Genomic DNA, 24757 nt, shown 5'->3' with positions numbered 1-24757 from the left:
ATGTTTTCACTTGCTTAAATTGACTGACCTAAATTAAGGAATAGTAAATGCGTACTCTAAGAGCAAATTCTTATGCTGTGATGTTGTTTGTTATGCTTTGTGCAATTTCTTCGGTAGCCTTTTCTGCCGCTGATGACATTTCTAATGGATCGGCTTTACAGTCGCCTGTAACCGAACAGCCAGCAAGTACAGATGCAGCTACTGCTGCAACAGATCAACTAACCACAGAACCGATAGAGAATATTCCAGCAGAAATACCTGTTGTTTTACCTGCCTCAGTGCCACCTCCCCCTATAATCGAACCAGCGCCAACTAAGCCTTTTTTAACAGGTTTTGATGCCATCAGCTCTGGTGATACTGCCTGGATGCTATCTGCAACCGCTTTAGTATTACTGATGACTATTCCTGGTTTGGTGCTGTTTTATACGGGAATGGTGCGTAGAAAAAACGTATTGTCGACCGCTTTGCAAAGCTTTGCCATTTGCTGTTTAGTGACGGTTATTTGGATTGCAATCGGTTACAGCATTGCGTTTACACCAGGAGATACGCCCTATTTGGGCAGTTTTGATCGAGTGATGTTATCGGGTTTAAGCTATATCAAAGCCAGTAGCCAGTTAACAGTTAGCCATCTTGCACCCAGCATTCCAGAGTCAGTATTCGTGGTATTTCAAATGACTTTTGCGATTATTACGCCTGCACTCATCGTTGGCGCATTTGCAGAGCGGATGCGGTTTAGCGCGATGTTATTGTTTATCACATTATGGTCAATTTTAGTTTATGCCCCAGTTGCACATTGGGTGTGGGAACCCACTGGTTTTTTTGCCTCTAAAGGTGTGCTTGATTTTGCAGGCGGCACAGTCGTGCATATCAATGCAGGCGCTGCTGGGCTGGTGTGCGCTTACATGCTTGGCCCTAGAACAGGTTATGGCAAAGTGCCGTTTATGCCTTATAACTTAGTTTATACGTTAACTGGCGCAGCGTTACTTTGGGTTGGTTGGTTTGGTTTTAATGCGGGTTCTGCTGTATCTGCAGATGGTCGTGCTGGCATGGCAATGCTAGTGACTCAAGCAGCCGCAGCAATGGCAGCACTTACTTGGGTAGGTATCGAGTATTACATGAAGTCACGCATTACGATGCTAGGCTTTGCATCAGGTGCGGTGGCTGGCCTTGTTGCTATTACACCAGCATCGGGCTTTGTTAACGTAGGTGGCGCACTGACTATTGGCCTAGCCGCCGGGGTATTGTGCTATTTAGGCGCAACTAGCTTAAAACGATTTTTAGGTGCAGATGATGCCTTAGATGTATTTGGTATTCACGGCATTGGCGGCTTGGTGGGGGCGATTCTGACTGGCGTGCTTGCCGATAAAACGATTAGCGGGTTAGATGCAAATGTATGGATGCAAACGCTAGCGGCTTTCGGCACGCTTATTTATAGCGGCATTGTAACGCTGATTATTTTAGTCATTGTAAATATATTCATTAGCTTGCGTGTAGATGCAGAGCAAGAGCACGATGGCTTGGACTTAACGCAGCATGCAGAAAGAGTAATGTAAATGGCTAACTCTGACAAAGTATCTTTAGCGGCACTTATTAGCGTCATACTTAGGCGCAAAATTAATCGTACGATAGATGTAGTATGGTTAATTTCAAATGAAGTGTATGCACGAGAAATCATTCAGCTGTGTCATGCGCAAGGTTTAACTGAATTATCCGAATATGCAGACCACCTAAACAAAGTCATGTTTGGAGTTGATGTACCAGCTGCATCTAATTTAGTAAACAATACTGCAGCACAACCTGCAAAAGAAGTGACAGAGCAAAATACTTTACTACGCGATTCGGATAGTTATTTTGATGAAACCGAAGAAGATGTAGACGAAAGCATCAATAAAGTATCATCCAATAAATATGTGGGCGGCTTGCGATAAAGCTATCCATCTTGAGTAGAAACAAGACCTATTCTTTATAACGATTAAGGCTAAAACAAGCATTTATTAGCTATAAATAAGGGTTAACTTTCTAATTACTCAGTCACATTTTGGTGCAAATTCTACCAATTAGCTTATTCATGGTGCATCAGTAATTCGCGGCACAATTATTTAAGGTGCATAAGTAATTCATGGCGTACAAACAAATAGCGCTATTGATTCCACATGCGCTGTGTGTGAGAACATATTAATCACACCTGCCGATTTAAGAATATAACCTTTTTCGTTGATTAGCACGCAAGCATCGCGTGCCAAAGTTGCAGGATTACATGAAACATAAACAATCGTTTGCGGTTTATTGCTGCCATCCAGCGACTTAATCAACTCAAACGCACCATCACGCGGCGGATCAACTAGCCATTTGTCAAAACGCCCTAAACCTGTTAATGCCTCTGGCGTCATTTTAAATAAATCTGCCACGCCGAATGTTGCGTTTTGAATATGGTTAAGTGCAGCGCTTTCATTTGCACGTTCAACCAAGTTTGCCAAACCTTCTAAACCCAACACAGATGCGCCACTGCGTGCGATTGGCAAAGTAAAATTGCCAATGCCACAAAAGAAATCGGCAATTTTTTCACCTTTTTGTGGTGTTAACAACTGCATCGCACGGCGAATCATCACTTGGTTGATTTGCGGATTCACTTGCGTAAACTCATTTGGCTTAAATGGATAAATCAAGTCAAACTCAGGCAGGCTATATTGCAACTGAGGGATTGGCGATTCCGCAGTACTCAATGGCCAAAACGGTTTAATCGTGTCAGGGCCTTTGGTTTGCGTCCACACTTGCACATGATGTTCATCTGCAAAAGCTTTGAATAATGTTTCATCAGCAGGAGTTAACACATCCATAATGCGGAAAATCAGCACGATAACTTTTTGATTGCTATTATCCGTTTCTAGCGAATGCTTAGTGTCAGCCTCTCCGACAGCCAACTCAATTTGCGGTAATTTATCGCGTATGCTTAACTGCTCAATCATTTGTTGCAACGGAATAATTAATGCCGAAACCTCTGGCACCAAGACTTCGCAGCTATTCATATCGGCCACATAACGCGTGCCTTTTTCATTAAAACCGACTAACACGCGCTGCTTTTTCTCTACATATTTCACACTTAAGCGCGCCTTATGGCGATAACCCCAAGTTGGACCGTATAAAGGCGGCAGCATATTCTCAGGCTTCACTTTGCCAATATGCCATAAGTCATTTTCCAGCAAACGCTGTTTGGCTGCCACTTGGGCATTAATCTCCAAATGCTGCAATTTGCATCCGCCACACAAACCAAAATGCGGACATTTTGGTATCACGCGCTGATTGCTTTGCTTGTTAACAGAAATGGTATTTGCGACTTCGTAACTCGGTTTGATGTGTTGCGATTGGTAAGTGACGCGTTCATTCGGCAACGCACCATCAATAAAAATAGTCTTGCCATCAACGTGCGCAACGCCACGACCTTCCTGGTCTAGCGATTCGATTACAGCTTGTAAAATAGGATTTTCTGCGGGATTTTTATAGGATTTTTGGCGATTTCTTCTCATAGGCGCCATTTTAACTTAATGGCTAGATTAGAGGAAATTGAACATGCAGACGATAACTGCGACGTATCAATATAAAAGATGCCAGAAAATGAAAAAGCGCGATTAAATGAAAAGTTTAGTCAGTTAAGTCTTCCAGGCAGCTAAAAACTCTGACCAATGCGGCACTTTATTTTCAGTTGCATAAGCTGTTAAGGTTTCGCGCACCAATTTTATTTCCGCCTCATATTCCGACTTGCTTAAATGGCCGCGCATCAGTTGAAAGCGCAAATAAACCAAATGCGTATTAGCAACATCCGTTTCGCAATAGTTGCGAATCTCTTCGATTTTTCCTGCCTTGAACGCGTCCCAAACCTTGCTGCCATCCATGCCCAATTTACCTGGAAAGCCACATAATTTAGCCAAATCATCCAATGGCGCGTTGGCGCGTGCATTGTAAAGCGCCAGCAAATCCATCAAATCCAAGTGTCGCGTGTGGTAGCGGCTAATGTAGTTGTTCCACTTAAAGTCTTTATTGTCGTCGCCCAAATCCCAATAGCGCGGTGCGACCACGTTGTTAATCATGGCGCGATAATGCAAAACGGGCAAATCAAAACCGCTGCCATTCCAAGAGATAATCTGTGGCATATATTTCTCAACGCCATCAAAAAATCGTTGGATGATCTCAGCTTCAGACGAATCTGCATCGCCCAATGTCCATACTTTAAAGTTGTTACCTTCACGCAACGCGCAAGAAATCGCACACACTTTATGCTGGTGCAAAGGCAAAAATTCACTGCCGTTATGCTGGCGGCGTTGATGCAAGGCAACATTGGCGACATCTTCATCTGAAACGTCTGCGGGCAGATCATACAAGGCACGCAAACCAGCTGTATCTGGAATGGTTTCGATATCAAAAACTAATGTTGGAATCATATTAAGCGAGTGTTGGAATCATATATAAATACTTTTTTTACCTGCTAGTGTTACAAGCCGGTTGCTGAACTGCGGTGCATCTTTTTACACCTTCTTCATTAATACCACCACGAACATTTCTGTATCGCGCAAAGCAATCTTGGCTTTCTTTATATTGCTGCATTTGCACTTCACAACTCTCATCCGTTAAATTGTTTGGTGCGGGTGCCTCTAATACAACAGGCTTTGCTTGCTCAGGATTATCCGCTTGATTCTTATTGGCATTATTCACTTTCGGCACAATTGGCGCGGCGATTACATTTTCCTTAATCTCAATCGTGTTTGCTTTATGTTTATACTTTGCGGGCACAGAATCACCATAGTTTTTGACGCCTTTATCATCTACCCATTCATACGTTTCTGCTTGGCTAACAACGGTGTAAACCAAGCTAAAAGCTAACAATAAAAACTGTTTGATATGCATTTTTATGCCTCGCACTTTGGTTAAAAGATTATGACGAAATTCCAGCTAGTTTATTTTTTCACCCAACCACCCGCACTTTGATAATACCAACCACTTTGCGCTTTATCTACCCAGCGGCTGGCAAAAGTGCTGCGAATCTCGCCCGCCCATTCTGGGTGACCATTGCCAGCGGCGATTTCTTTATACAAAGCATTGCGGTCACCATTTTCTGCGGCGACCAAACTGTTAATACCGCCACGATCTTTCAATGGCACAGCGGTTGTATCGCGCACCGCGATCAATCCATCCGCCGTTAAGCCAATCGCACCACTATTGTAATGCGGGTTTAATTGCGCATGGCGTGTTTGCATGCTGTTTTTAATCGCTGAAATAGCCGGCGTATTCACGTCTAAATCGGCAGCGGCGTTTACCCAGCTACTGCTCAAAAGTGTGATGCATATTAAGCTTAAAATACTGATGAATTTTTTCATATTATTTCCTTAAGATTTAGTACTTTCTTTCGCATTCAAATACTAGTAGCAACTATTTTTCAGGCAAGGCAGATGGCTTAACTGGCATTGTTTCACCTGGCTTAAGTTGCCACACGTCATCAATGATTTTATCCGCCGCTTTTTCTGCAGCAGCGGCAGGAAAATAAATATTAATAGTGACGCAGGCGGGAATTAATACGATTAACGCCGCGATAGTTAACATACTAGTCATGCCAATTTTCTTCATTGTTTTAACCTCAGTTTATTGCTCAATTTATTCTTAAAAACATACACTATTTATTGCTGAATATTTAACAATTTTTCTTGTTAATCATATGGTTAAATCAATTTTCAACAGTCGCTAATCAACGATTACTTTGGTATTAGTATCGGTAATACGTTTAATTCTACTCAATAAATCTTTCAAACTGACTTTTTGCGTGTAACCGTTTACGTTTACTGCTGGTATGCCTTGACCTTTAACGATGATGTACCCAGTTGGCGTTGACTCAACCCCGCCCATTTCACAAACATCTTGCCTTAATTTACAGCTTAAGCCTATTTTTTCGTAATTAAACTCTTTAAAGAAACGCAAAAAAGTGCGCTGCAAAGCCGCTGCGGTGCCTTCGCCGCCCAAAGCAGTAATATTTTCTACTGCGCGTTGCGATATTTTTTTAACTTGTTTGCCTTCACTGGTTTGAATCGACGCATCTAAATGTACCGGCTTCCAATTTTCTAGCAACATATTTTTCACGTCACCATCCAGCTTGCCTTCAATCGCGCCAAAACTAAACGTGCGCGTTAAATTGCCCATATCCAAATTACGCATCTGCAAATCTGCATGCAAGCGCGGCACAACGCCAAGCGGATCATCAATCTGTAAATTATCCATACTAATCACGCCGTTAAAAGCGTTAAATTTCATCGCGCCATCCATATTCAATTGCCTGTTGGCGTAAGTGACTAGCGGCACTTCACCAGAAATTTGCCCAGTCATCACCGGCCAATCAAGCGCTTTGCTGAACTCACTTAACGTAATGGGAATTAAATCCATGCGCAAATGCCAAGCCCAACCTTCCGCCAAACGCACCGCTGACACATCAGATAAATTCAACGCGCCATCTAAAATGGGTAAATTTAATTGCGGCGCGGTGAGTGAAAATCGATTGATTTCTGCGGTTAACTTGGTCTCGCGCAAAGGCAACTTCAACAGATATCCACTTTTGTAGCTTAACTGCAGATTTTTAGGCTCATCGTAATCCCAAGGAATATGCGCATTGACATCACTAAAAGAAAATTTGCCATTTTTGTCTTCCATATTCGCATCGCGCAGATTCAACTCAAAACTGGTTGGCGCCAGGTTTTTAATCTCAAACTGCCAATCGGCTTTGCCAGAAACATCCATATTGCCAAACGCCGATTTTTGCGCCATTGGCTTTAAAAAAACCGCATACAAGCCTGCGAAATCCACATCGTTCGCAGTTACTTGCACATCTTCTACAATCTTAGTTTTGGTATTAATTGTGGCAGTTGCGCGCATTTTGCCGACTTCATTCACCAACAAACTAGCGTTTTGAATAGTCAGAATATCTTGTTTAAACGTACCATTAATTTCAAACGCATTACCCGCTTTGCCAAAGTAAAACGGCTCCCAAAACAACTCACCCGCAGTCCAGCTAATTAAGCCATTCCACAACCAAGTTTGATTTGAATTATTTTTTTTAGCCGCCATCTTAATTTCGCCAGTGAGCTTTTCACCTGCATGCAAACCGGATTCATCACTAAAATCAGCACCGTTAAAAGCGATGTTTAGCGCAAAATCCGAAGGATAACTAACAAAGTTAACCGAAAAAGGTGCGTTAATTTCTTTAGATGAAAACTGACCATTCAAACATTTTGCTTGACCAATTTTCTCGTTTAAAAATTGACCACATTTCAAATCAAAATGCGCAAAGTCTTTTTCATTCGTGGGTTTTAGGTCGGCATTCAATAGTAGCGTTGGTTCTGTGCCTTTTAAATCGACTTGAAATTTGGCGTTTTCAAGCTGACCCGCAGGCGCATCAACCGCTTCTACCGTAATTTGAATGCTTGAAACTGCATAAGCTGGAATAGAAAAAAAAACAAAAAACAGAAGTATGCCGAATAAACGAACAATACAGATTTCTAAAGAGTGCAAATGACGATTTGATATGCCATAAAGCAAAAAATCGGCCGCAGCATATGATGGAATATGTAAGGACGTATTTTTTGCTTTACAACGCGGCACCATGACGAAATGTGCGTTTTTAGGCGGGGAAAACGCCTGCAGAAAGATAACGGTCGCCTCTATCGCACACAATGGAAACAATCACTGCGTTTGCCACTTCTTTTGAAATTTGTAGCGCAGTATAAAGCCCGCCGCCACTGGATACTCCAGCAAATATGCCTTCTTCTGCTGCTAGTTTTCGCGTGATATTTTCAGCATTTTTTTGGCTGACATAACGCAATTCATCCACACGTTTTGCATCAAAAATAGTCGGCATATATTCCACTGGCCATTTACGAATGCCTGGAATCTGCGCGCCATCTTCTGGTTGCACACCGATAATTTGAATATTGGGATTTTGCTCTTTTAAGTAACGCGAAACGCCCATAATCGTGCCAGTGGTACCCATGCTGGAGACAAAATGGGTGATTTTTCCTGCGGTATCGCGCCAGATTTCTGGCCCAGTCGTTTCATAATGCGCCAGCGGATTATCTTGATTGCCGAACTGATCCAGCACAATGCCCTCGCCTTCCAACTGCATTTTCATGGCGACATCGCGCGCCAATTCCATGCTGCCATCTTTGGGCGTTAATACCAGCTCTGCACCATAGGCTTTCATGCTTTGACGACGCTCAATCGTTTGATTATCAGGCATCACCAACACCATTTTATAGCCGCGCATGGCAGCTACCATTGCCAACGCGATGCCTGTGTTACCACTGGTTGCCTCAATTAACGTGTCGCCTGGCTTAATGTCGCCACGCGCTTCCGCGCGCATAATCATATTGTACGCAGGCCTATCTTTGACTGAACCAGCAGGATTATTACCTTCTAGTTTTAACAAAATAGTGTTGCTGGGGATTGGGTTCATGCGCTGTAACTTAACCAGCGGCGTGTTGCCGATAAAATTGTCTAACGTACTATCTAAGCTATTAATATTCATATGATTCAATCTGTTAACTTTTATTCAATCTTTTCATTTGGGTTTTGTTTGAATTATTGATTCTTTAAATTTTTCACAGTCATCGTTGTAAATGCCACCAATAAAATGATGATTGGCCCAGCAAACACGCCATAATAAATCATGTAAGCGATGCCTGATTGTGTGCCTGCATGTGCGAAAGCATGCCAAAAAATGAAGTCATTAAATAAGCCATATACAAATAATGCGGCCAAAAAAATGACAAATGCAGTTAACCCAGTTTTTAAGCCAACTTTCCAATAATTTAACATAGGTTGTTTTAGGCTTTTCTAGCGACTAGATAAATCGCATAAAGTGCAAAACTTAAAAATGAGATCAAACCTAATTGTGGCAAGGTTAAACCTAAGAAGGTCCAGTCGATTGCCGCGCAATCTCCGGTGCCACGGAACAATAATTTAAAGGCTTTTTGCAGCGGAAAATTATCGAACATATAATCAAAACCCACGCCGCAATCTGCAACCATACTTTCACGATTCGCCTGCAAATACCAATGCCGAATCGCCACGCCCGCGCCGCCTAACGCAGTTAACACTTGTAAAGCGGCAAATATTTTTTTAAGCATATTCGCAGGCGGAATAAATGCGGCAATTAAAAACAGCACGCCTAAACTCATGAATATAATGCGCTGCGAAATACATAATGGGCAAGGTTCTAAATGGTAAGTAGTTTGAATGACTAACGCTAATGCAACGATACAAAAGCACAAAATAAAGCCGAGCAAATAGCCATTTTTGCCTGTTAAAAAGGTGTTAAATATTTTTCGTATCATATTGAGTTAACCTATAATTCACTTAATAAATGATTGTAATTGATAAAGCCGCATGACTGAACCCACAAGCCACACCGATTCGCAAATATTACCTGCCAACATACTGACCGTAAGCGAGCTAAATCGTTTAGCGCGCGAGGTGTTGGAGCAATCTTTTCCGCTATTTTGGGTGTCTGGCGAAATATCTAATTTTACCCGCGCCGCTTCAGGCCATTGGTATTTTTCGTTGAAAGACCAAACCGCACAAGTTAAATGTGTGATGTTTAAAGGGCGCAATAGTTATGTCGATTTTACGCCGCGCGAAGGCGATAAAATCGAAGCGCGCGCCACCGTTACTCTGTATGAAGCGCGTGGCGATTTTCAGTTAACGGTTGAATTTGTGCAAAAAGCCGGTTTGGGTGCGCTGTTTGAAGCGTTTGAAAAACTCAAAGCCAAGCTCGCACATGAAGGTTTGTTTGATGCAGCATTTAAAAAGCCAATACCTTCCAATCCGCTGACGATTGGCATTGTGACTTCGCCCGATGCAGCCGCTTTGCGCGATGTATTAACTACGCTTAGACGCCGAAATCCCAATATCAAAGTCATTATTTACCCAACGCCCGTGCAAGGTAAAGGCGCTGCAGCGCTGATTGCTAAAGCAATTCGCACAGCCAGTGAACGTGCCGAAGTCGATACGCTGATTATTTGCCGTGGTGGCGGTAGTATGGAAGATTTGTGGCAATTTAACGAAGAAGTCGTTGCGCGTGCAATAGACGATTGTCCGATTCCAACCATTTCTGGCGTAGGCCACGAAACGGATTTTACTATTTGTGATTTTGTAGCAGATATGCGCGCCGCAACGCCTACAGCGGCGGCAGAATTGGCTTGTGCGGATATTAGAGTATTGCAGAATCAACTACTTAACCTACAAAATAGACTGAATAAACAGGTTAACTTTTTGCTCAATCAAACCGCACAAAAGCTGGATTTTTTAGCGCGCAGGCTGATTTCACCCAAACAACAAATTGAGAATCGCGCTACACAAATTAAACAATTGCAGCATCGTTTAAATTTATCCTTACAACAAAATCTGCAAAACTATCAGCACCGATTATTACGTTTATCGAGCAGCTTAGAGCAGCTAAGCCCAAATGCGGTATTGGCAAGAGGTTATGCGATTGTGCATAGTGAAGTAAGTCAAAATGATCTGCTCAATCCAAAGTCCGCCGAATTGATTATCGATGCTCAACAAATCACGCCAGAATCGCGTCTGAATATTACTTTTTACAAGGGCAGTGCAAAAGCCAAAGTCATTTCCATTGAAAAAGCCATTAGTAACAAAAAAGACCATTAACCTTAAAAAAGGTTTGAATTTGTGTTAATTAATATTGGTTTGCCCATTTAATTGGTTGATAATGCTAAATCGTAACAGTGCGCATTAACATGGATAATCAAACCCCTCGTAAAGCAACTCTACCAACCATGGCGCTTGCCGCTCTGGGCGTCGTATTCGGCGATATTGGCACAAGCCCTTTGTATACCATGAAAGAAGTTTTTTCCACTGGTCATCACTTGTTGCCGCTTAATCCATTAAATGTTTACGGCATTTTGTCGCTCATCACATGGGCCTTAATCTTAATCGTTTCGCTCAAATACGTCGCGTTTATTATGCGTGCTGATAACCGTGGCGAAGGCGGCATTATGGCTTTGCTGGCGCTGGCTTCCCGTAACGCGCATGGCAATAGTAGAAAACAACGTTACATTATGCTGCTGGGCATTTTAGGTGCCTGTATGTTTTATGCAGACGGCATGATTACGCCAGCTATTTCCGTATTATCCGCGGTTGAAGGTTTAGAGATTGCCGCGCCGAGTTTGCATACACTCATTGTGCCGATTACGTTGGTGGTGTTGTTCTTGTTATTTTGGGCGCAAAGCAAAGGCACTGCGATTGTTGGCGCGTTTTTTGGCCCAGTGATGGTGTTGTGGTTTGGCACTTTAGGTTTATTGGGCATCATCAACATTCTGCATGATCCAACTATATTGAACGCACTTAACCCGATTTATGCGATCAAATTTTTTACTACACAGCCGTGGGTCGCCTTTGTGGCACTGGGTGCAGTGGTGTTGGCAGTAACGGGCGCAGAAGCACTTTATGCGGATATGGGACATTTTGGCCGCTACCCGATTCGCCTAGCTTGGTTTGGATTTGTGTTGCCAGCTTTGCTATTGAATTACTTTGGACAAGGCGCGTTGATATTGCACAACGCCACATCGATTAAAAATCCCTTTTATTTATTAGCGCCAGAATGGGCTGTTATTCCGCTGATTATTTTGGCTACATTAGCGACTGTTATCGCGTCGCAAGCCGTCATCACTGGCGCATTTTCTGTATCGCGCCAAGCCTTACAATTAGGCTACTTACCGCGCATGCACATTCAACACACTTCTGAAAGCGAACAAGGCCAAGTCTACATGCCGCGCGTCAATTGGGGGTTGATGATCGGCGTAATGGCGCTGGTAGTTGGCTTTGGTAGCTCTGGCGATTTAGCCGCAGCTTATGGTATCGCGGTGACAGGTGATATGGTTATCACTACTTTATTAGCATCCATCGTATTCACAGAAATTTGGCGCTGGAGCAAATTAAAAACTGGCTTGCTCATTGTCTTATTCTTAACCATCGATTTAGCTTTTTTCGGCGCAAACGTATTAAAAGTAGCAGATGGCGGCTGGGTGCCTTTGGTTATCGGCGCGGTAATTTTTGTATTGATGCTCACTTGGAAAAATGGCCGATTTTTGGTTTATGAGCGCTTAAAATCCGAATCAATGGCGATTGAACCATTTATTGAAGCCGTTGGTGCACACCCGCCACAACGCGTGCCAGGCATTGCAGTGTTTATGACACCAAATCCAGAAGGTGTGCCGCATGCCATGTTGCATAACTTAAAACACAACAAAGTGCTGCATGAAAAAGTGATGATTTTAACCGTTAAGTTTTTAGATGTGCCGCATACTAATGACGAAGAACGCGTGACAGTGGAAGCGATGCTGCATGAGTTTTATCGCGTGACAGTGCGTTATGGTTTTAAAGATGAGCCTGATTTGCCGCGCGATTTAGTCTTATGCGCCGCTCGAGGCATTACAGTCGAGCCGATGGAAACATCCTTTTTTATCGGCAAAGAAATTCTGATTCCCTCTGAAAAAACGGGCATGGCGATTTGGCGTAAGAAAATCTTTATTGGCTTATTCCGCACCGCGGAAACGATTACCAATCAATTTAAATTGCCACCTAATCGCGTTGTTGAGTTGGGTGCTCAGGTTAAAATTTAAAGGCGCCGAATTTAAACGCTTAGATTTACAATACAGTTAATTTAAAAGATATTAAAATTAGGCGTTACTGATAGATATATTAAAAGTTTAGATTGATAAATTTATTCAACCATTTTCGTCATTGAACCGTTAATAGTGTGGTCTGAAACGTTAACCATTTGTTCGTTATTTTGATAAGAAAGAAACGCCAATGAAAAAAATTACAGCTATTGTATTCACCGCACTTTCCATGCAGCTTGCTGGATGTGCCACCACAACCAACAGCAGTGTTTCTGGCGTCAGTCGCTCGCAATTTATGTTATTGCCATCCAGCGAAGTCGACACAATGTCTGCGCAAGCTTACACACAAACGCTAAAAGAAGCGCAGACGAAAAAAACGCTCAATGCTAACCCAGCCATGTTGGCGCGCGTGCGCGGCATATCGAATAGATTGATTGCGCAAGTTGGCGTGTTTCGCCCAGATGCCGTTAATTGGAAATGGGAAGTGAACGTAGAGCAAAATGATGAACTGAATGCGTATTGCATGCCAGGTGGAAAAATCATGGTGTTATCTGGCTTGGTTGACAAATTAAAGGCAACCGATGACGAACTTGCTGCAGTGATTGGCCATGAGATCGCACACGCATTGCGCGAACACGGCCGCGAACGTATGTCGCAAGCTTATGTACAACAATTTGGTCTGCAAGCATTAGCGGCTTTTGCCACTGGCACAGCAGGCGCCGTCGCAACACAAGCCGCAGGCGCTGGTTCTCAATTGTTTTTCGCATTGCCGAATGGTCGTGAACAAGAACGTGAAGCGGATAAAATGGGCTTGGAATTAGCAGCCCGCGCAGGTTTCAACCCAGATGCAGCCGTGACTTTATGGCAGAAAATGGGTGCACAAAGCAAAAGCGCGCCACCTGAATTTTTCAGCACGCATCCGGCCAGTGAAAATCGCATTGCTGAATTAAAAGCCTTAGCGCCAAAAGTAAGACCGTTGTATGAAGCGGCTAAAAAGAAAAATGGTTAATTAAAAATTGAGCAAAAAAATAGGTTAACTCAATTAAAACGCGTTGTTTATCACAACGCGTTTTTTATTTAGCTAAATTAATTGATTGTTAAGTCACGTTTGCTGCAGGCCACTTTTATTTAAATCGCATTATTTTTGGCTAAATGTTGATATAGGTTAAAATAACGCCTTTGCTTAATTAACTACCTCTGAGAACAATATGGACCCACGTCAAAGTATTATCGAAGCTGCGTTTGAAGACCGCGCCAATATTAACCCTAGCAATGCAACGCCAGAACTAAAAGTACATGTTGAATCTGTGCTGAAAGATTTAGATGCAGGCACTTTGCGCGTGGCTAGCCGTATTGGCGATACACAAACTTGGGAAACACATCAATGGCTAAAAAAAGCCGTGTTGTTATCTTTTAGATTAGAAGACAACAAATTATTAGATGACGGTGTGACTAAATACTTTGACAAAGTGCCACCAAAATTTGCCGATTACACAGAAGAAGATTTCAAAGCAGGCGGCTTCCGCGTAGTGCCAAATGCAATCGTGCGTCGTGGCTCATTTATTGGTAAAAATGCGGTGTTAATGCCGTCATATGTCAACATTGGCGCTTATGTAGGTGAAGGCACAATGGTGGATACATGGGCAACTGTGGGTTCATGCGCACAAATCGGTAAAAACGTGCATTTATCTGGCGGCGTAGGTATTGGTGGCGTATTAGAGCCAGTACAAGCAGGCCCAACCATTATTGGTGACAATTGTTTTGTCGGCGCACGCAGTGAAGTGGTTGAAGGCGTAATCGTAGAAGATAACTGCGTCATCTCAATGGGCGTGTATATTGGCCAAAGTACTAAAATTTACGATCGCGAAACAGGCGAAGTATTTTATGGCCGCGTTCCTGCTGGCTCTGTAGTGGTTTCAGGCAACCTACCTTCTAAAGATGGCAGTTACAGCTTGTATTGTGCAGTGATTGTTAAAAAAGTAGATGCAAAAACATTAGGTAAAGTAGGCATTAACGAATTGTTACGTGGCATTTAATTAGCTACTTATTGAAGTATCGATAAATGAAACGCAACGCAAAGTTGCGTTTCATTAATTACCTAGTTAGTCATTAAAAACCAATATCACCAGATTTTTGTGAGTTATTTAGTTACTTTAACTCCTTCATTTTATTAATCGCATCTTGATGACTCAGCTGACTTTGGCGCAAGTTCACATACCATTGACAATAACTGCCATAATCGCCCTCAACGCCAACGCGTGCCACTTCTATCATCCCATCTAGTAAATTAATTACGCTTCCTTGCATATTATTTTGCACCAATAAATCCCGCGTTTGCACTGTGCGGTTGGCGATAATGCGTCTATCTTCTTTTAGCTGTTTGGCTAATAACTGAATACGTGTTTCATATTGCGCAATATTGGCTGGCGTTGGCTGATAATTGGCTTGGTTACGGCTATTTTGCAAACGATGGTCTTGCAAACTCAACCATGCCGCAGCAATTGGGTCATCATGCACCGCCAAAAATGGCATCAATCGTAGCGCATCTAATTCGTAATCTAGTTCAGATTTATTTTCGGCATTATTTTCAATTTGCGCTGCCGCGTCATCATTGGAACGTTCAACTTCCCGTTGCTCGCAAGCAGATAAAGTCGTGATTAATAAGACCAGTTTTAACAGTTTATTTTTCATAAATCCTCTGTTTAATACTGCATTTAATGAATATTGAATACGCTTTTAAATCAAACTTTAATGCCTGACTTTGTTTGCTTAATCTATTGTGGTTGCCACTCTGCTGCTTGCAGTGAGTTCTTATCCAACAGCTGAATCACTTGCTTTTTTTGTTTAGCTATTCGATTCGCATCCGTATCTACACGGCTGATTACTTCAATCAATTCATGGGTTAAGTCAGTAGGTTTTAAGTCAGCGGGCTTATCGCCATTTGGTAAAATAATTCCACTATTTAACTGGTTAAGTTTGATACTGGTTATTTCTATATTGCGCGCGGCATTGTATAAATTTTGTGGATTAATCTCGCCAGAAAAATCATATTCGGTTTTCCCACCGTAGGCTTTAGCGAGCATGGTCTGCAGCCCAGCGACCAACGCTAAAACGCGATCACCCGGAAAGTTTGCATCACTTGTAAGCTTAAGTGCATCAGTGCCTTGTAATCGCCTGACGCCATCGAATTTCCAGCCAAATGGACCTTCAAATGTCCATTGAACCATTTCTTCGGCGCTTACTTGCGTGCTTTTTTTAAGTTGTTTTGGATTGTATTGATATAACGTCAACATTAATTTTTGCAATGTTTCGCTATGCAAAGCCATTGATTGCTTTGCCATTTCTGCACTGTTAGCATTTTTTGTTCGAGCAGACTTCTTTTGAGCAGATTCGGCGTGAATGGCAGGCATAAATAATATTAAAACCAACAGTGAAAACAATAAAATAAAACCGCGAATTTTTAATAACTTTAACGGTTTTGCACTAAATTTATTCATTTCGCTAGTACGCCTTTATGAAGGGTTTAACGTCGACTTTAAGCGCTCAATTTGGCATCAAAATGTTTGTTAACTTCGGTGTTATCAAAAGCGCGCCACATTTGAATCATCTCGGTAAATTTTTTCTGTGTCATTTCACCCACTTGACCATCGATGATCACTTGATCACGAATGGCAAAAATACATGGTACTTGTTTCACATCAAAATAAGCAGCAATATCGGGATAATCATCCGTGTTCAGTTTGCCGAAAACGATATCTGGTGTTTGATTGGCGACGGTTGTGTAAACATCTAAAAATTTCATGCACGGCGCGCACCATTCCGCCCAAAAATCCACAATCACAAAAGCATTTGCTTCTATCACTTTTTTAAAATTAGCGGCAGTCAACTCAATCACAGGCATGGTCTTTCCTCTTTGTTTGTCAATTATTGGTTTGCGCACTTCAATAAATGTGCATGTGAATAAAATCATCCTTAACAAAATAAGCAACACCAAAGGCATTGCTTATAATGCTTTTTATAAAAGTTTAAATACTGAAATCAGTCGCTGCCACCAACTTTTAGTGGGCGACTGTTTTTCAGATTTTGCTACTTTTTTGCAGATACATGCTCCAAACCTTCTAATGCCGCTTTCACATAAGCATTCACGGCTTTTTGTGCGGATTCGTCATCTAAACCTTTTGGCGGTTCATTGGTTGTATCGGCGCGATAATAACGCGCAAGCCAACTGACGCGTGAGCCAGCACCTTCTGCGACGACTTTAATACGACCTGTAAGTGAGCTAACTGGTAACGCTTTAATATCCATATCGCCACCTAATCGATACGAAATGGTCATTTCTGCCGGCAAAATCTCATCGATTTCTTCATTAATCTTGCCGCCATTTTTTAATGTTAGTGTGCGTTTTAATGCAGTAGACGATTCACAATTACTCACTTCGCTATGCCAAGTCGCAATCGCACAAGCTTCGCTTAATTTTTTCCACACGACGGCGGGTGCTGCGTTAATCAACGCAGATTGATCAGTCTTTTGTGGTGTTGGGCCATGTGCGTAAGCTGGGAAAATTACTCCCGATAACAAAACTGCTGTTAAATAAAAACTACTAGTGAACTTCATTTATTTCTCCTGAATTTGAAGTATTGAAAAAATCGTTGTTTATACGAGTTAGGTAGAAAATATAAAGTGAGCAATAAAACGGCAAAAAATCCCAATACTGGACGTAAATCGGTATCGGCTTTCTGCCAGATCAGCATGTTTTTGGCATTCATTGAATCGGCGATACTATGCGTGGTTGTCAGCGCTTGATATTCAAGCCCAGTCGCTTTTGCCAACGTTTGCAGGTTAACTTCATCCAGCCCGGACAGATTCGCATTGGCAATCGCTTCTGAATTTGCTCCAAAACCCGCATTGCGACCATGTTGATTTTCAATTTGCTGATGCTCCATCTCCAACGCCGATTGCACGCGCGCCATGCCAAACGTGGCGTAACGTTGTACATCTTCTAACTCCCAATAGCCCGTGATATTGTCTTGATCGTCCAACTTAGGAATCGGGCTTTTTTCCACATTACCCGCACCTAAAATAGCGCCCTTCACTTCGCCGTGCTTACCTGCAAAAGCAGGCATATAAGCGGGATTTCCTGGCGGTGCTTGTTGACCATCAGTAATAAATAACACACGCATATTCGGATCTATTTTCTTGGTCTGCGCAATCGCATCAAACAAGCCGTGCGATATAAACGAATCTGCCGCCCAAGCCATGCGCCAGTCCAGTCCTGCCACGGTTTCATCTAATGCGCCGAAGTGACTACATACTTCCAATGGTCTTACGATATTGGTGACATTGCGTTCGGTAAATAAAGCTAGCGCAACTTTAGATCCGCAAGGCATGAGGCGCAACGCGGCGCGAATACCTTGTTTCGCATACGCCAAACGGCTCATCGAATTCGCATCCATTTTGTAATCGCGCACGTTCATGCTTTGGGTAATATCCAGCACAATCATCCAGTGATAAACCGGCTTTGGTAGTTGCATATGCGGCTTAAGCAAACAGCCCAATAAAACAAGCGCGGTGATTAACAATAACCAGCCGTTAACATCTAGCTTGCCTAAGTACTTTTTAGCAATCACGGCATGCCTCTAGGAAAGCCTGGAATACTTGGCCAACCATTCACCGCCAAACCTTCTTCAGGCTCCTCTTCTTTCACAACTTTTTTTGTCGCACTTTCAATGTTGGGCGCAAAACGTAAAGCCAGCTCAAAATTGTATTTCGCTTCCAACCAATCTGGGCGGTCACGCAAAGCACTGCGATAATGCTCTTTCGACATCGAAAGCAATGGCGTCACTTCATCCCACGCGCCTAAACCTTTCTCTTCCAACAAAGTTAACGCTTGTTTTTGATACAAATTTGCTGCGTTGTAGTGTGCAACAGCGTGCAAATTGCGTTGCTTACTGGCCGCGATTTTGGTGTAAAGCTGCCAAGCTTTTTGATAGTCTTTTTGCTGTGTCAGCTTCCACGCATCCAGCAACATGTCATCTGGATTACTTTTTCCGCTTAAAGCTTTTGATGCAAGTGATTGGTTATATTGATTATCTTGAAAGATTTGATAACCTTGCCAATTGATTCCAACACATAACGCGATTAAAGCTATCGCCACTACTGGCATCATTCTGAAGCGTAACGCCATTTTTTTACCTCCATAAAAGCCAGCACCAATAAACCCAATACGCTAATCAATGCGATGCTGTAAAAAATATGGCTTAAATCATGGCGTGGTGCAGCTTGTTTGTAATACACAGGCTTGTTTTTCAAGCGCGCGATTGTTTTCATCGCGCTTTGCACCGCCTGCGGATTTTCAGCTTCAAATGCCTGATAAGGCATGCCCAAGGTTTGAAAATAAGCATGTAGTTCATATTCTGGAAACGATTGCTCTTCACCTTCAGGCGGTCTGTCGCTTAAACTGGTGCCATTTTTTGAGCGTAAATAAATCCAATATAACGATGCCTGTTGTCGCTGAAACATATTGCGCAATAATTCGCGCGTTTTCACATCCAAATGTGCTGCGCCATCTGAAACCAGCAATATCACGCGCGAACCTGTCATCGGCTTGCCTTCAAAATAATCCAAGCCCATGCCTAAGCCGCGCGCCACTGCGGTAAAACCCATGCCGCCCGCTTCAGTTGCGTTGAGCGCAGCTTGTACCGCCTCTCTATCACCACTCAATGGCGCGACTAAAATGGGCGACGTACTAAACGAAACCATGCCGATTAAATCTTCACGGCTTTGCTTAATAAAGGTTTCCAGCACTCTGCGCGCTGCAGCCATTTTTGAAGCATCGGGTTTTAAATCTCCATCTTGGCTGGTCGGCTTATCGGTAAAATCGTCATTCATACTTGCACTTCGATCTAATACGATCATGACGTGCGCACCACGACCTAAACGTTCAATATTCAACTCACCCCAATAAGGCCCAGCCATGGCAAACGCCGTGCTGATAATCGCAACTGCGCCTAAAACGCGCCAAGTTCTGTGCAAATAAACAGATAGCGCATCGACTGGCAAACTGCTGATGGATGGATGCGAAAATACTTGGTAGCTTTTGCCAAACAGCGGCAACCACGCCAACAACATGAGAAATAATGGCCAGATTGTATTTACACCAAAATCAGACATGCCTATATCAAACATTAGCTGTGTTCTTTTTTGTTTTTAAAGTAGCTGCCGATTCAAGCTGCATTAAGTACTGGCTTAGCTTGCGCAATTGTTGCAAGGTTTGTGTCGATTGTTTGCCAGCAAAAAACACCCGTTCTGAGTCTGCAAAGAAATCTTCAATTTCTTTTTTGGCAGGTGTTAACCAAGCTTTGGCACTGAAAATTAGTGGCAGGTTTTCAGCAGAAACCGCAGAGCCGACAATGCCATCAAAGCCACGCCTTAAGGCACGGATTGCTACTGGTAAATGAATATCTTGATTTTGATTACTTAGCTGGCGAATTTCCCTGTAAGCCTTGCGGAAAGGTCTTAATCGCGTAAGCCGCCAATTAAACCAATCGAAATACCAAGCCATATAGGCCAAACAAGTAGCGGCACAGCTTGCCAATAGTGCCAATAATATATAGTGCTGTGTCAGATTCTTTTTTTCTGGTTTAACATCTGGGCGCAGATTTTTATAGGAGTCACCTGAAATCACGGTTGGAATGATTGGTGCGACCAAAATCTGCCCTGCAGCTATAGTAATCGCAAGCGGCTTTTTATCTTCGTGCGTAAATTTAAGGTTAAGCGGCATCAATGGGTAATAGCGAATTTCTGGCATTGACCTGAAATGCTGCCAGCGCAAATGTACGATATGCTGCGTTGTTTTGTGACTATCTTTCTCTTTCACATCAACGCTCACCAGCTCAACCGGAGAGGAATTTGCGCCAATAGTCGGCAACGAACCTTTATCAAACACATAGCCTAATGGCGTTTTAATCGTCAAGGTTTGCTCAGCAATATCGCCGATGGTATAGCCCAATTCACGCAACTGAGAACTGATTTGTAGCTTGGTTTGTGTTTGATTGCTGACTTTAATTACAGCGTCATCTGCAATGCTAAATTGTGCAAACATAATGCCAATAGTTAACACTAAAAACTGAGCAAAAAATCTTTTAAAAGAATTAGTCATATTCAAGCTATTCATTTTTAAGCCACCCATCTTTCACCCTAACCCAAGTAAATGTTGACTTAACTGTGTGGCGTTAAAGCTTTTTCCTACAAAAAAAGGTTTGCGCACGCCTGATTTTCTGCATAATTGAATCAATGCACTGCGTCTTAACGAGTAGCTATCTCTAATTTTTTGCAATAATTTTGGGCGTAAAAATAATGATGCATCAGCACCCGTTTCCATATCTCGTACCCTCGACCAACCCCATGCTGGAATGTTTTCATATTCAGCAGCGTCCCACAGCACAATCGGTACAACATCGTGAATAGCCATACTTTGCAAAGTTGTTTTTAGCGTTTCCATATCTAGATGAAAATCAGATATCAAAAAAACCAGTGACTTTTTACTGCTTAATTGCGCAGCCAATTTAGGCAATGCGCTGGCGGAAGCCTGTGGTTTAAGCTGTGCGGAATGGATTTTTTGATAAACCTGTTGCGCCATACCACGCCTGCTAGATACTGATTCAGACAAATCAGGTCTTAATGCATCGTCAGCAGTCAACAAACCAAAAGCATCGCCTTGGCGTGCAGCAGACCATGCAATCGCGCTGGCAATTTCTGCAACCATTTGCCATTTCTCCGCATCGCCAGCAAAAGCCATGGATGAAGATGCATCAATCATGGCGCACACCGTAATTGCGTTACGTTCATTAAAAATGCGCACCATCAGTGTCTGCGGCACCATCATTAAACTTCTGCATACATCGATACGCTTTGGGTCTGGATGACTTAAGAAATGGCTAAAACCCCTGAAGTCTGCATTGCCGCCTAACGTCTTGCTGGCATGGGCCCCCGGGCGTACACCATGCGTACGCCAATCAAGACGATAGTGGAATTCTTGGGGAATAAAATGGCTCAATACAAGCTCAACCATATGATTTAAATAAGAAACTTAAAAAACACTCAAGGCGCAGATATTTTATTCAGCACACCATGTATCAACTGCGGCGCAATCTCGTCGCGTCTAAGCTCATAAGCTGGCGTAAAAAATATGCGATGCGCAGCACTGTCATGAAACACTGCACGAATATCATCAGGCGTTAAATAGTCGCGCCCTTCAAGCCAAGCACGACAACGTGCAGCACGCATCAGCATGCCCATTCCTCTGGGACTGGCACCGCCGGCGATTAAACGTGCCGTATCTACATCTTCAATCTCTAAACCAATTTCAGTTGGATTACGTAGCGCACTCCACAGATTCAAAGCGTAATCTTGCAAAGGCAATTCTGCGCGAATACTATTTTGTACTGCGGTCGCTAAATCATTGAGCTCGTCATAAGCAACGACACTCGTCGGTAAACTGTTGATGAGTTCATCGGTATTTTGAAAGCGCATATTGAACATTAAATCGCGCTGCAATTCGCGTTCATTCGGCGCATCGATACTAATTTCCATAAAGAAACGATCGCGCGCGGCGGCCGGCAATTCAAATGTTTCTTCACGCTCTAGGCGATTTCGGTCTGCAAATACCGTTAAGTGTGGAAACGTGTATTCCCGATTAAACGCATTAACACTGCGTTCTGCCATTAACCTGAGCAAAAGTGAATGCGCTTGTGGGCGCGCACGATTGATTTCATTAAAGAAAAATACGGCCAGTTTTTCTTCCGATTGCAACAAAGGGCCCGGCGCAACGGCAGGTTGACCTTGTTCGTTGATGTATGCGTGATATAAAAAATCGGAAGGCATTAGATCGACCGCGCCTTCAATACGCTGATAAGCGCCGCCTAACAATCGGGCAGCAGCTCTTAATAATGTAGTTTTGCCAACACCGACATCGCCTTCAAGCAAGACATGCCCACGCGAAAAAATTGCGATTGTCAGTGACCTGACCGGTTGAGCTTGTCCAATGACGGCTGAATTCAGTAATTGCTCAAAGTGCAGCGCTTTTTCACGCCCAGCATTTAAATCAATGTTATTTTTTTGCGTCATGGAAATCAAAAATCCTAGTGAGTATGCGAAGCCTCTAAGCTTTCAAACTAAAGCAGCCTGTTAATTAGGTTTATCGTTTATTTAAAAAGAAAGGTCGATGCAGAAAGCACCGACCTTGTTACTACAATGAATTACTCAAGATCAAAAACAAACTTGCCCGTTGCTTTCGCATTAGCAATGCGTTTTGCGTTACGTGCGTCCATTGCTTTGATTGAGGCTTCTTGTTTACCCACTTCTTTTGGATCATGTTTTGGATCGTATTTAGAGCCAGCAATTTTTTCTGGGTAGCCAGGTTTAGCTTCCCAGCAGTTGCCTGGCTCTTTACAATTACCACCATCGTATGCAAAAGCAGCGCCAGAAACGCCCATCACACCTGCTACTGCCAACACTGTTAAAATAGCTTTCATTCAAATCTCCTTATTTATAAACTTGGTTGCTGGTGATACTAAACATCGACTGAACGCTACCAGTGCGCGATTCAGAAGAACTCCCTTTAAACTTTCTAGTCTTTTTTCAGCCATTTGGCTTTTTTAGGGTCGCCGCTGTAAATACTGCGTACCCAACTCATCACCTGTAACATTTCATCCTGCGAAATCAAGCCTCTTTGCGGGCCCATCATGCCTTGGCCACCACCGTATAAAGTCTCAAATAAACCTTTATCGGTCACATTATTGGGATATGTCCAATAATCATCCGCTAGCGCTGGCCCTAATTTTCCCTCCGCCAAATGGCCGTGACAGCCAGAACAAGCGGTTGCAAAGATGGTGTAACCACGATTAATCACTTCTTTATCACCGTTATAAGGATTACGGCCAGTAATCTTAAATTTCTTTACCGCTGGACTATCTGGACCTTTGCCATCATTAAAATCTAATGGATCGCCAGAAATCGTTCCACGAAACTCTAATGGCGTACCGGTGACTTCTTCTATTTCTGCCGCTTTTGCAGTCACTGTTGTTGAAGCTTTATCCGCTTCTGCCGCTGGCGTTTGTGTTGCAGCATTACAGCCTGACAAATAGCTCATCATTAATAATGCAGCCAACAATGACGACACATTTGCACTTTTAAAACCGTTAAACATTACGCACCTTCCTTAGTATTAGTCACTGCCATTAAAGGAATGCCTTCCTGTTTTAAAATGGCGTCAATTTCAGATTTCTTTTCATGAATCACGCGGTTCAACGCATCTTTAAGCGCGCTATCGTCTTTGCGCACACCCATGACGATTTGATAATGCATGGGTACTTTTTCACCGTTAGATTTCACAGCGTCATCGTTCACAATTTGCATTTTGAGCGGCGTTTTTGATGCGCGTACATAACGTGCAGCTTCTGGGGCCCACAACATAGCGGAATGGATATATTTAGTTTCAACATCTTTTACCAAACGATCTGGATACACCTTAACGAATTTATTACGGGTAGATTGATAGTGTTGAAGCTCGGCAAAATAGTCGAACATGTCGTCAAAACGATTGATTTGCAGCAACATCACTTTGCCTGGACTATCGGGCAAAACGCCAATGCGGAAGTTGCGCTCTTTGAGCAAATCATCATTCCAGGAAGAAATATCAATGCCGCGATCTTCTTTAGTGATAAAGACATAACCCGTTTTGTAATAAGGGTCTGTCTTTAACATGCGTGGATCCGTTTCATCTGCGCCCAACACCACGTCACATTTTTTCTTATCCAGATAATCACGCACCACATAACGCGGATCATTCCAAAAAACAAAGTTAACTTTGCGATTCATGGCTTTGCCTACAACTTCAGCCAGCGCATTCTCAAAACCTTCTTTATTTTTGTTCGAAAAAGGCATCTCATCTTGACCTGCACATACATTCAAATCTTCTGCTTGTGCGCTAATTGAACCAGCGCTTAGCAAACCGAATAAAGCTGCGCTTAATCCTAATTTGCATAATTGATATTTATTACTGTGCATATTTAAATTACTTCCTTTCA

28 protein-coding genes are annotated in these 24757 nt (G+C 42.8%); 6 read left to right on the top strand and 22 right to left on the bottom strand.

Features of this window, described 5'->3' with window-relative positions; genetic code table 11:
• Window positions 1–47: 47 nt before the first annotated feature.
• Both METVE_RS0108200 and METVE_RS0108195 read left to right on the top strand, forming a co-directional pair.
• A complete protein-coding gene (locus METVE_RS0108200) occupies window positions 48–1553 on the top strand; it encodes an ammonium transporter (RefSeq protein ID WP_020167988.1) in 1506 nt (501 codons plus the stop codon).
• A complete protein-coding gene (locus METVE_RS0108195) occupies window positions 1554–1928 on the top strand; it encodes a hypothetical protein (RefSeq protein ID WP_020167987.1) in 375 nt (124 codons plus the stop codon). It abuts the gene before it with no gap.
• 189 nt (window positions 1929–2117) lie between these two features.
• Here the strand turns inward: METVE_RS0108195 and rlmD are convergent, their stop codons facing one another.
• The 9 genes from rlmD to METVE_RS0108150 all read right to left on the bottom strand — a co-directional run bounded on the left by rlmD (window position 2118) and on the right by METVE_RS0108150 (window position 9365).
• Window positions 2118–3524, bottom strand: a complete 1407-nt coding sequence (rlmD, locus tag METVE_RS0108190; protein ID WP_026362074.1) for a 23S rRNA (uracil(1939)-C(5))-methyltransferase RlmD — start codon at window positions 3522–3524, stop codon at window positions 2118–2120.
• Between the two features lie 123 nt (window positions 3525–3647).
• Window positions 3648–4436 carry a 3'-5' exonuclease gene (locus METVE_RS0108185; protein ID WP_020167985.1) on the bottom strand — a complete coding sequence of 263 codons (789 nt, stop codon included), beginning with the start codon at window positions 4434–4436 and terminating at the stop codon, window positions 3648–3650.
• A 37-nt stretch (window positions 4437–4473) separates the two neighbouring features.
• Window positions 4474–4899, bottom strand: a complete 426-nt coding sequence (locus METVE_RS0108180) for a DUF4124 domain-containing protein (protein ID WP_020167984.1) — start codon at window positions 4897–4899, stop codon at window positions 4474–4476.
• A 50-nt stretch (window positions 4900–4949) separates the two neighbouring features.
• A complete protein-coding gene (locus METVE_RS0108175; RefSeq protein WP_020167983.1) occupies window positions 4950–5369 on the bottom strand; it encodes a YdbL family protein in 420 nt (139 codons plus the stop codon).
• Between the two features lie 52 nt (window positions 5370–5421).
• Entirely contained in the window at window positions 5422–5616 is a 195-nt protein-coding gene (locus METVE_RS12590) for a hypothetical protein (RefSeq protein WP_020167982.1), read from the bottom strand.
• A 114-nt stretch (window positions 5617–5730) separates the two neighbouring features.
• A complete protein-coding gene (locus METVE_RS0108165; protein WP_232496448.1) occupies window positions 5731–7716 on the bottom strand; it encodes a hypothetical protein in 1986 nt (661 codons plus the stop codon).
• Window positions 7655–8557 carry a cysteine synthase CysM gene (cysM, locus tag METVE_RS0108160; RefSeq protein WP_020167980.1) on the bottom strand — a complete coding sequence of 301 codons (903 nt, stop codon included), beginning with the start codon at window positions 8555–8557 and terminating at the stop codon, window positions 7655–7657. Before cysM ends, METVE_RS0108165 begins: the two co-directional genes overlap by 62 nt.
• A gap of 53 nt (window positions 8558–8610) precedes the next feature.
• Window positions 8611–8847: a hypothetical protein gene (locus METVE_RS0108155; protein WP_020167979.1), complete on the bottom strand. Its 237-nt coding sequence runs from the start codon at window positions 8845–8847 to the stop codon at window positions 8611–8613.
• Between the two features lie 8 nt (window positions 8848–8855).
• The gene (locus tag METVE_RS0108150) at window positions 8856–9365 is read right to left on the bottom strand and encodes a disulfide bond formation protein B (protein WP_020167978.1); all 510 of its coding nucleotides are present in this window, start codon (window positions 9363–9365) and stop codon (window positions 8856–8858) included.
• Window positions 9366–9417: 52 nt separating this feature from the next.
• On the opposite strand from METVE_RS0108150, the gene xseA reads away from it, so the two are divergent.
• From xseA to dapD, 4 genes are all read left to right on the top strand, one after another.
• Window positions 9418–10698 carry an exodeoxyribonuclease VII large subunit gene (xseA, locus tag METVE_RS0108145; RefSeq protein ID WP_020167977.1) on the top strand — a complete coding sequence of 427 codons (1281 nt, stop codon included), beginning with the start codon at window positions 9418–9420 and terminating at the stop codon, window positions 10696–10698.
• A gap of 89 nt (window positions 10699–10787) precedes the next feature.
• Window positions 10788–12671: a potassium transporter Kup gene (locus METVE_RS0108140; protein WP_020167976.1), complete on the top strand. Its 1884-nt coding sequence runs from the start codon at window positions 10788–10790 to the stop codon at window positions 12669–12671.
• A 190-nt stretch (window positions 12672–12861) separates the two neighbouring features.
• The gene (locus METVE_RS0108135; protein WP_020167975.1) at window positions 12862–13680 is read left to right on the top strand and encodes a M48 family metallopeptidase; all 819 of its coding nucleotides are present in this window, start codon (window positions 12862–12864) and stop codon (window positions 13678–13680) included.
• A gap of 199 nt (window positions 13681–13879) precedes the next feature.
• Window positions 13880–14707, top strand: coding sequence for a 2,3,4,5-tetrahydropyridine-2,6-dicarboxylate N-succinyltransferase (gene dapD / locus METVE_RS0108130; RefSeq protein ID WP_020167974.1), 828 nt, complete (start codon window positions 13880–13882; stop codon window positions 14705–14707).
• A gap of 112 nt (window positions 14708–14819) precedes the next feature.
• Here dapD and METVE_RS0108125 read toward each other — a convergent pair whose 3' ends face one another.
• The 13 genes from METVE_RS0108125 to moxJ all read right to left on the bottom strand — a co-directional run bounded on the left by METVE_RS0108125 (window position 14820) and on the right by moxJ (window position 24737).
• Window positions 14820–15362 carry a hypothetical protein gene (locus METVE_RS0108125; RefSeq protein ID WP_020167973.1) on the bottom strand — a complete coding sequence of 181 codons (543 nt, stop codon included), beginning with the start codon at window positions 15360–15362 and terminating at the stop codon, window positions 14820–14822.
• Window positions 15363–15445: 83 nt separating this feature from the next.
• Window positions 15446–16168, bottom strand: coding sequence for a hypothetical protein (locus tag METVE_RS0108120; protein WP_020167972.1), 723 nt, complete (start codon window positions 16166–16168; stop codon window positions 15446–15448).
• Window positions 16169–16206: 38 nt separating this feature from the next.
• Window positions 16207–16572, bottom strand: a complete 366-nt coding sequence (locus METVE_RS0108115) for a thioredoxin family protein (protein WP_026362073.1) — start codon at window positions 16570–16572, stop codon at window positions 16207–16209.
• Between the two features lie 185 nt (window positions 16573–16757).
• On the bottom strand, window positions 16758–17285 hold the full coding sequence (locus METVE_RS0108110) for an SRPBCC family protein (protein ID WP_020167970.1): 528 nt from the start codon (window positions 17283–17285) through the stop codon (window positions 16758–16760).
• Window positions 17282–18298: a vWA domain-containing protein gene (locus METVE_RS0108105; RefSeq protein WP_020167969.1), complete on the bottom strand. Its 1017-nt coding sequence runs from the start codon at window positions 18296–18298 to the stop codon at window positions 17282–17284. Before METVE_RS0108105 ends, METVE_RS0108110 begins: the two co-directional genes overlap by 4 nt.
• Complete coding sequence (locus METVE_RS0108100) at window positions 18295–18855, bottom strand: hypothetical protein (RefSeq protein ID WP_232496447.1); 561 nt, start codon at window positions 18853–18855, stop codon at window positions 18295–18297. The genes METVE_RS0108105 and METVE_RS0108100 overlap by 4 nt, the downstream gene beginning before the upstream one ends.
• Window positions 18834–19856 carry a vWA domain-containing protein gene (locus METVE_RS0108095; RefSeq protein WP_020167967.1) on the bottom strand — a complete coding sequence of 341 codons (1023 nt, stop codon included), beginning with the start codon at window positions 19854–19856 and terminating at the stop codon, window positions 18834–18836. Before METVE_RS0108095 ends, METVE_RS0108100 begins: the two co-directional genes overlap by 22 nt.
• Window positions 19849–20829 carry a hypothetical protein gene (locus tag METVE_RS0108090; RefSeq protein WP_232496446.1) on the bottom strand — a complete coding sequence of 327 codons (981 nt, stop codon included), beginning with the start codon at window positions 20827–20829 and terminating at the stop codon, window positions 19849–19851. Before METVE_RS0108090 ends, METVE_RS0108095 begins: the two co-directional genes overlap by 8 nt.
• A gap of 33 nt (window positions 20830–20862) precedes the next feature.
• On the bottom strand, window positions 20863–21741 hold the full coding sequence (locus METVE_RS0108085; RefSeq protein WP_020167965.1) for a DUF58 domain-containing protein: 879 nt from the start codon (window positions 21739–21741) through the stop codon (window positions 20863–20865).
• Between the two features lie 29 nt (window positions 21742–21770).
• Complete coding sequence (locus METVE_RS0108080) at window positions 21771–22796, bottom strand: AAA family ATPase (RefSeq protein ID WP_020167964.1); 1026 nt, start codon at window positions 22794–22796, stop codon at window positions 21771–21773.
• A gap of 131 nt (window positions 22797–22927) precedes the next feature.
• Window positions 22928–23203, bottom strand: a complete 276-nt coding sequence (locus METVE_RS0108075; RefSeq protein ID WP_020167963.1) for a methanol dehydrogenase — start codon at window positions 23201–23203, stop codon at window positions 22928–22930.
• 95 nt (window positions 23204–23298) lie between these two features.
• Window positions 23299–23877 carry a cytochrome c(L), periplasmic gene (gene moxG, locus METVE_RS0108070; protein WP_020167962.1) on the bottom strand — a complete coding sequence of 193 codons (579 nt, stop codon included), beginning with the start codon at window positions 23875–23877 and terminating at the stop codon, window positions 23299–23301.
• The gene (gene moxJ / locus METVE_RS0108065; protein ID WP_020167961.1) at window positions 23877–24737 is read right to left on the bottom strand and encodes a methanol oxidation system protein MoxJ; all 861 of its coding nucleotides are present in this window, start codon (window positions 24735–24737) and stop codon (window positions 23877–23879) included. Before moxJ ends, moxG begins: the two co-directional genes overlap by 1 nt.
• Window positions 24738–24757 lie beyond the last annotated feature (20 nt).

This window comes from Methylotenera versatilis 79, from assembly GCF_000384375.1.
Lineage (GTDB): Bacteria > Pseudomonadota > Gammaproteobacteria > Burkholderiales > Methylophilaceae > Methylotenera_A > Methylotenera_A versatilis_B.
The sequence above is the reverse complement of the archived record's forward strand: the minus strand, read 5'-3'. Positions and strand labels throughout refer to the sequence as shown.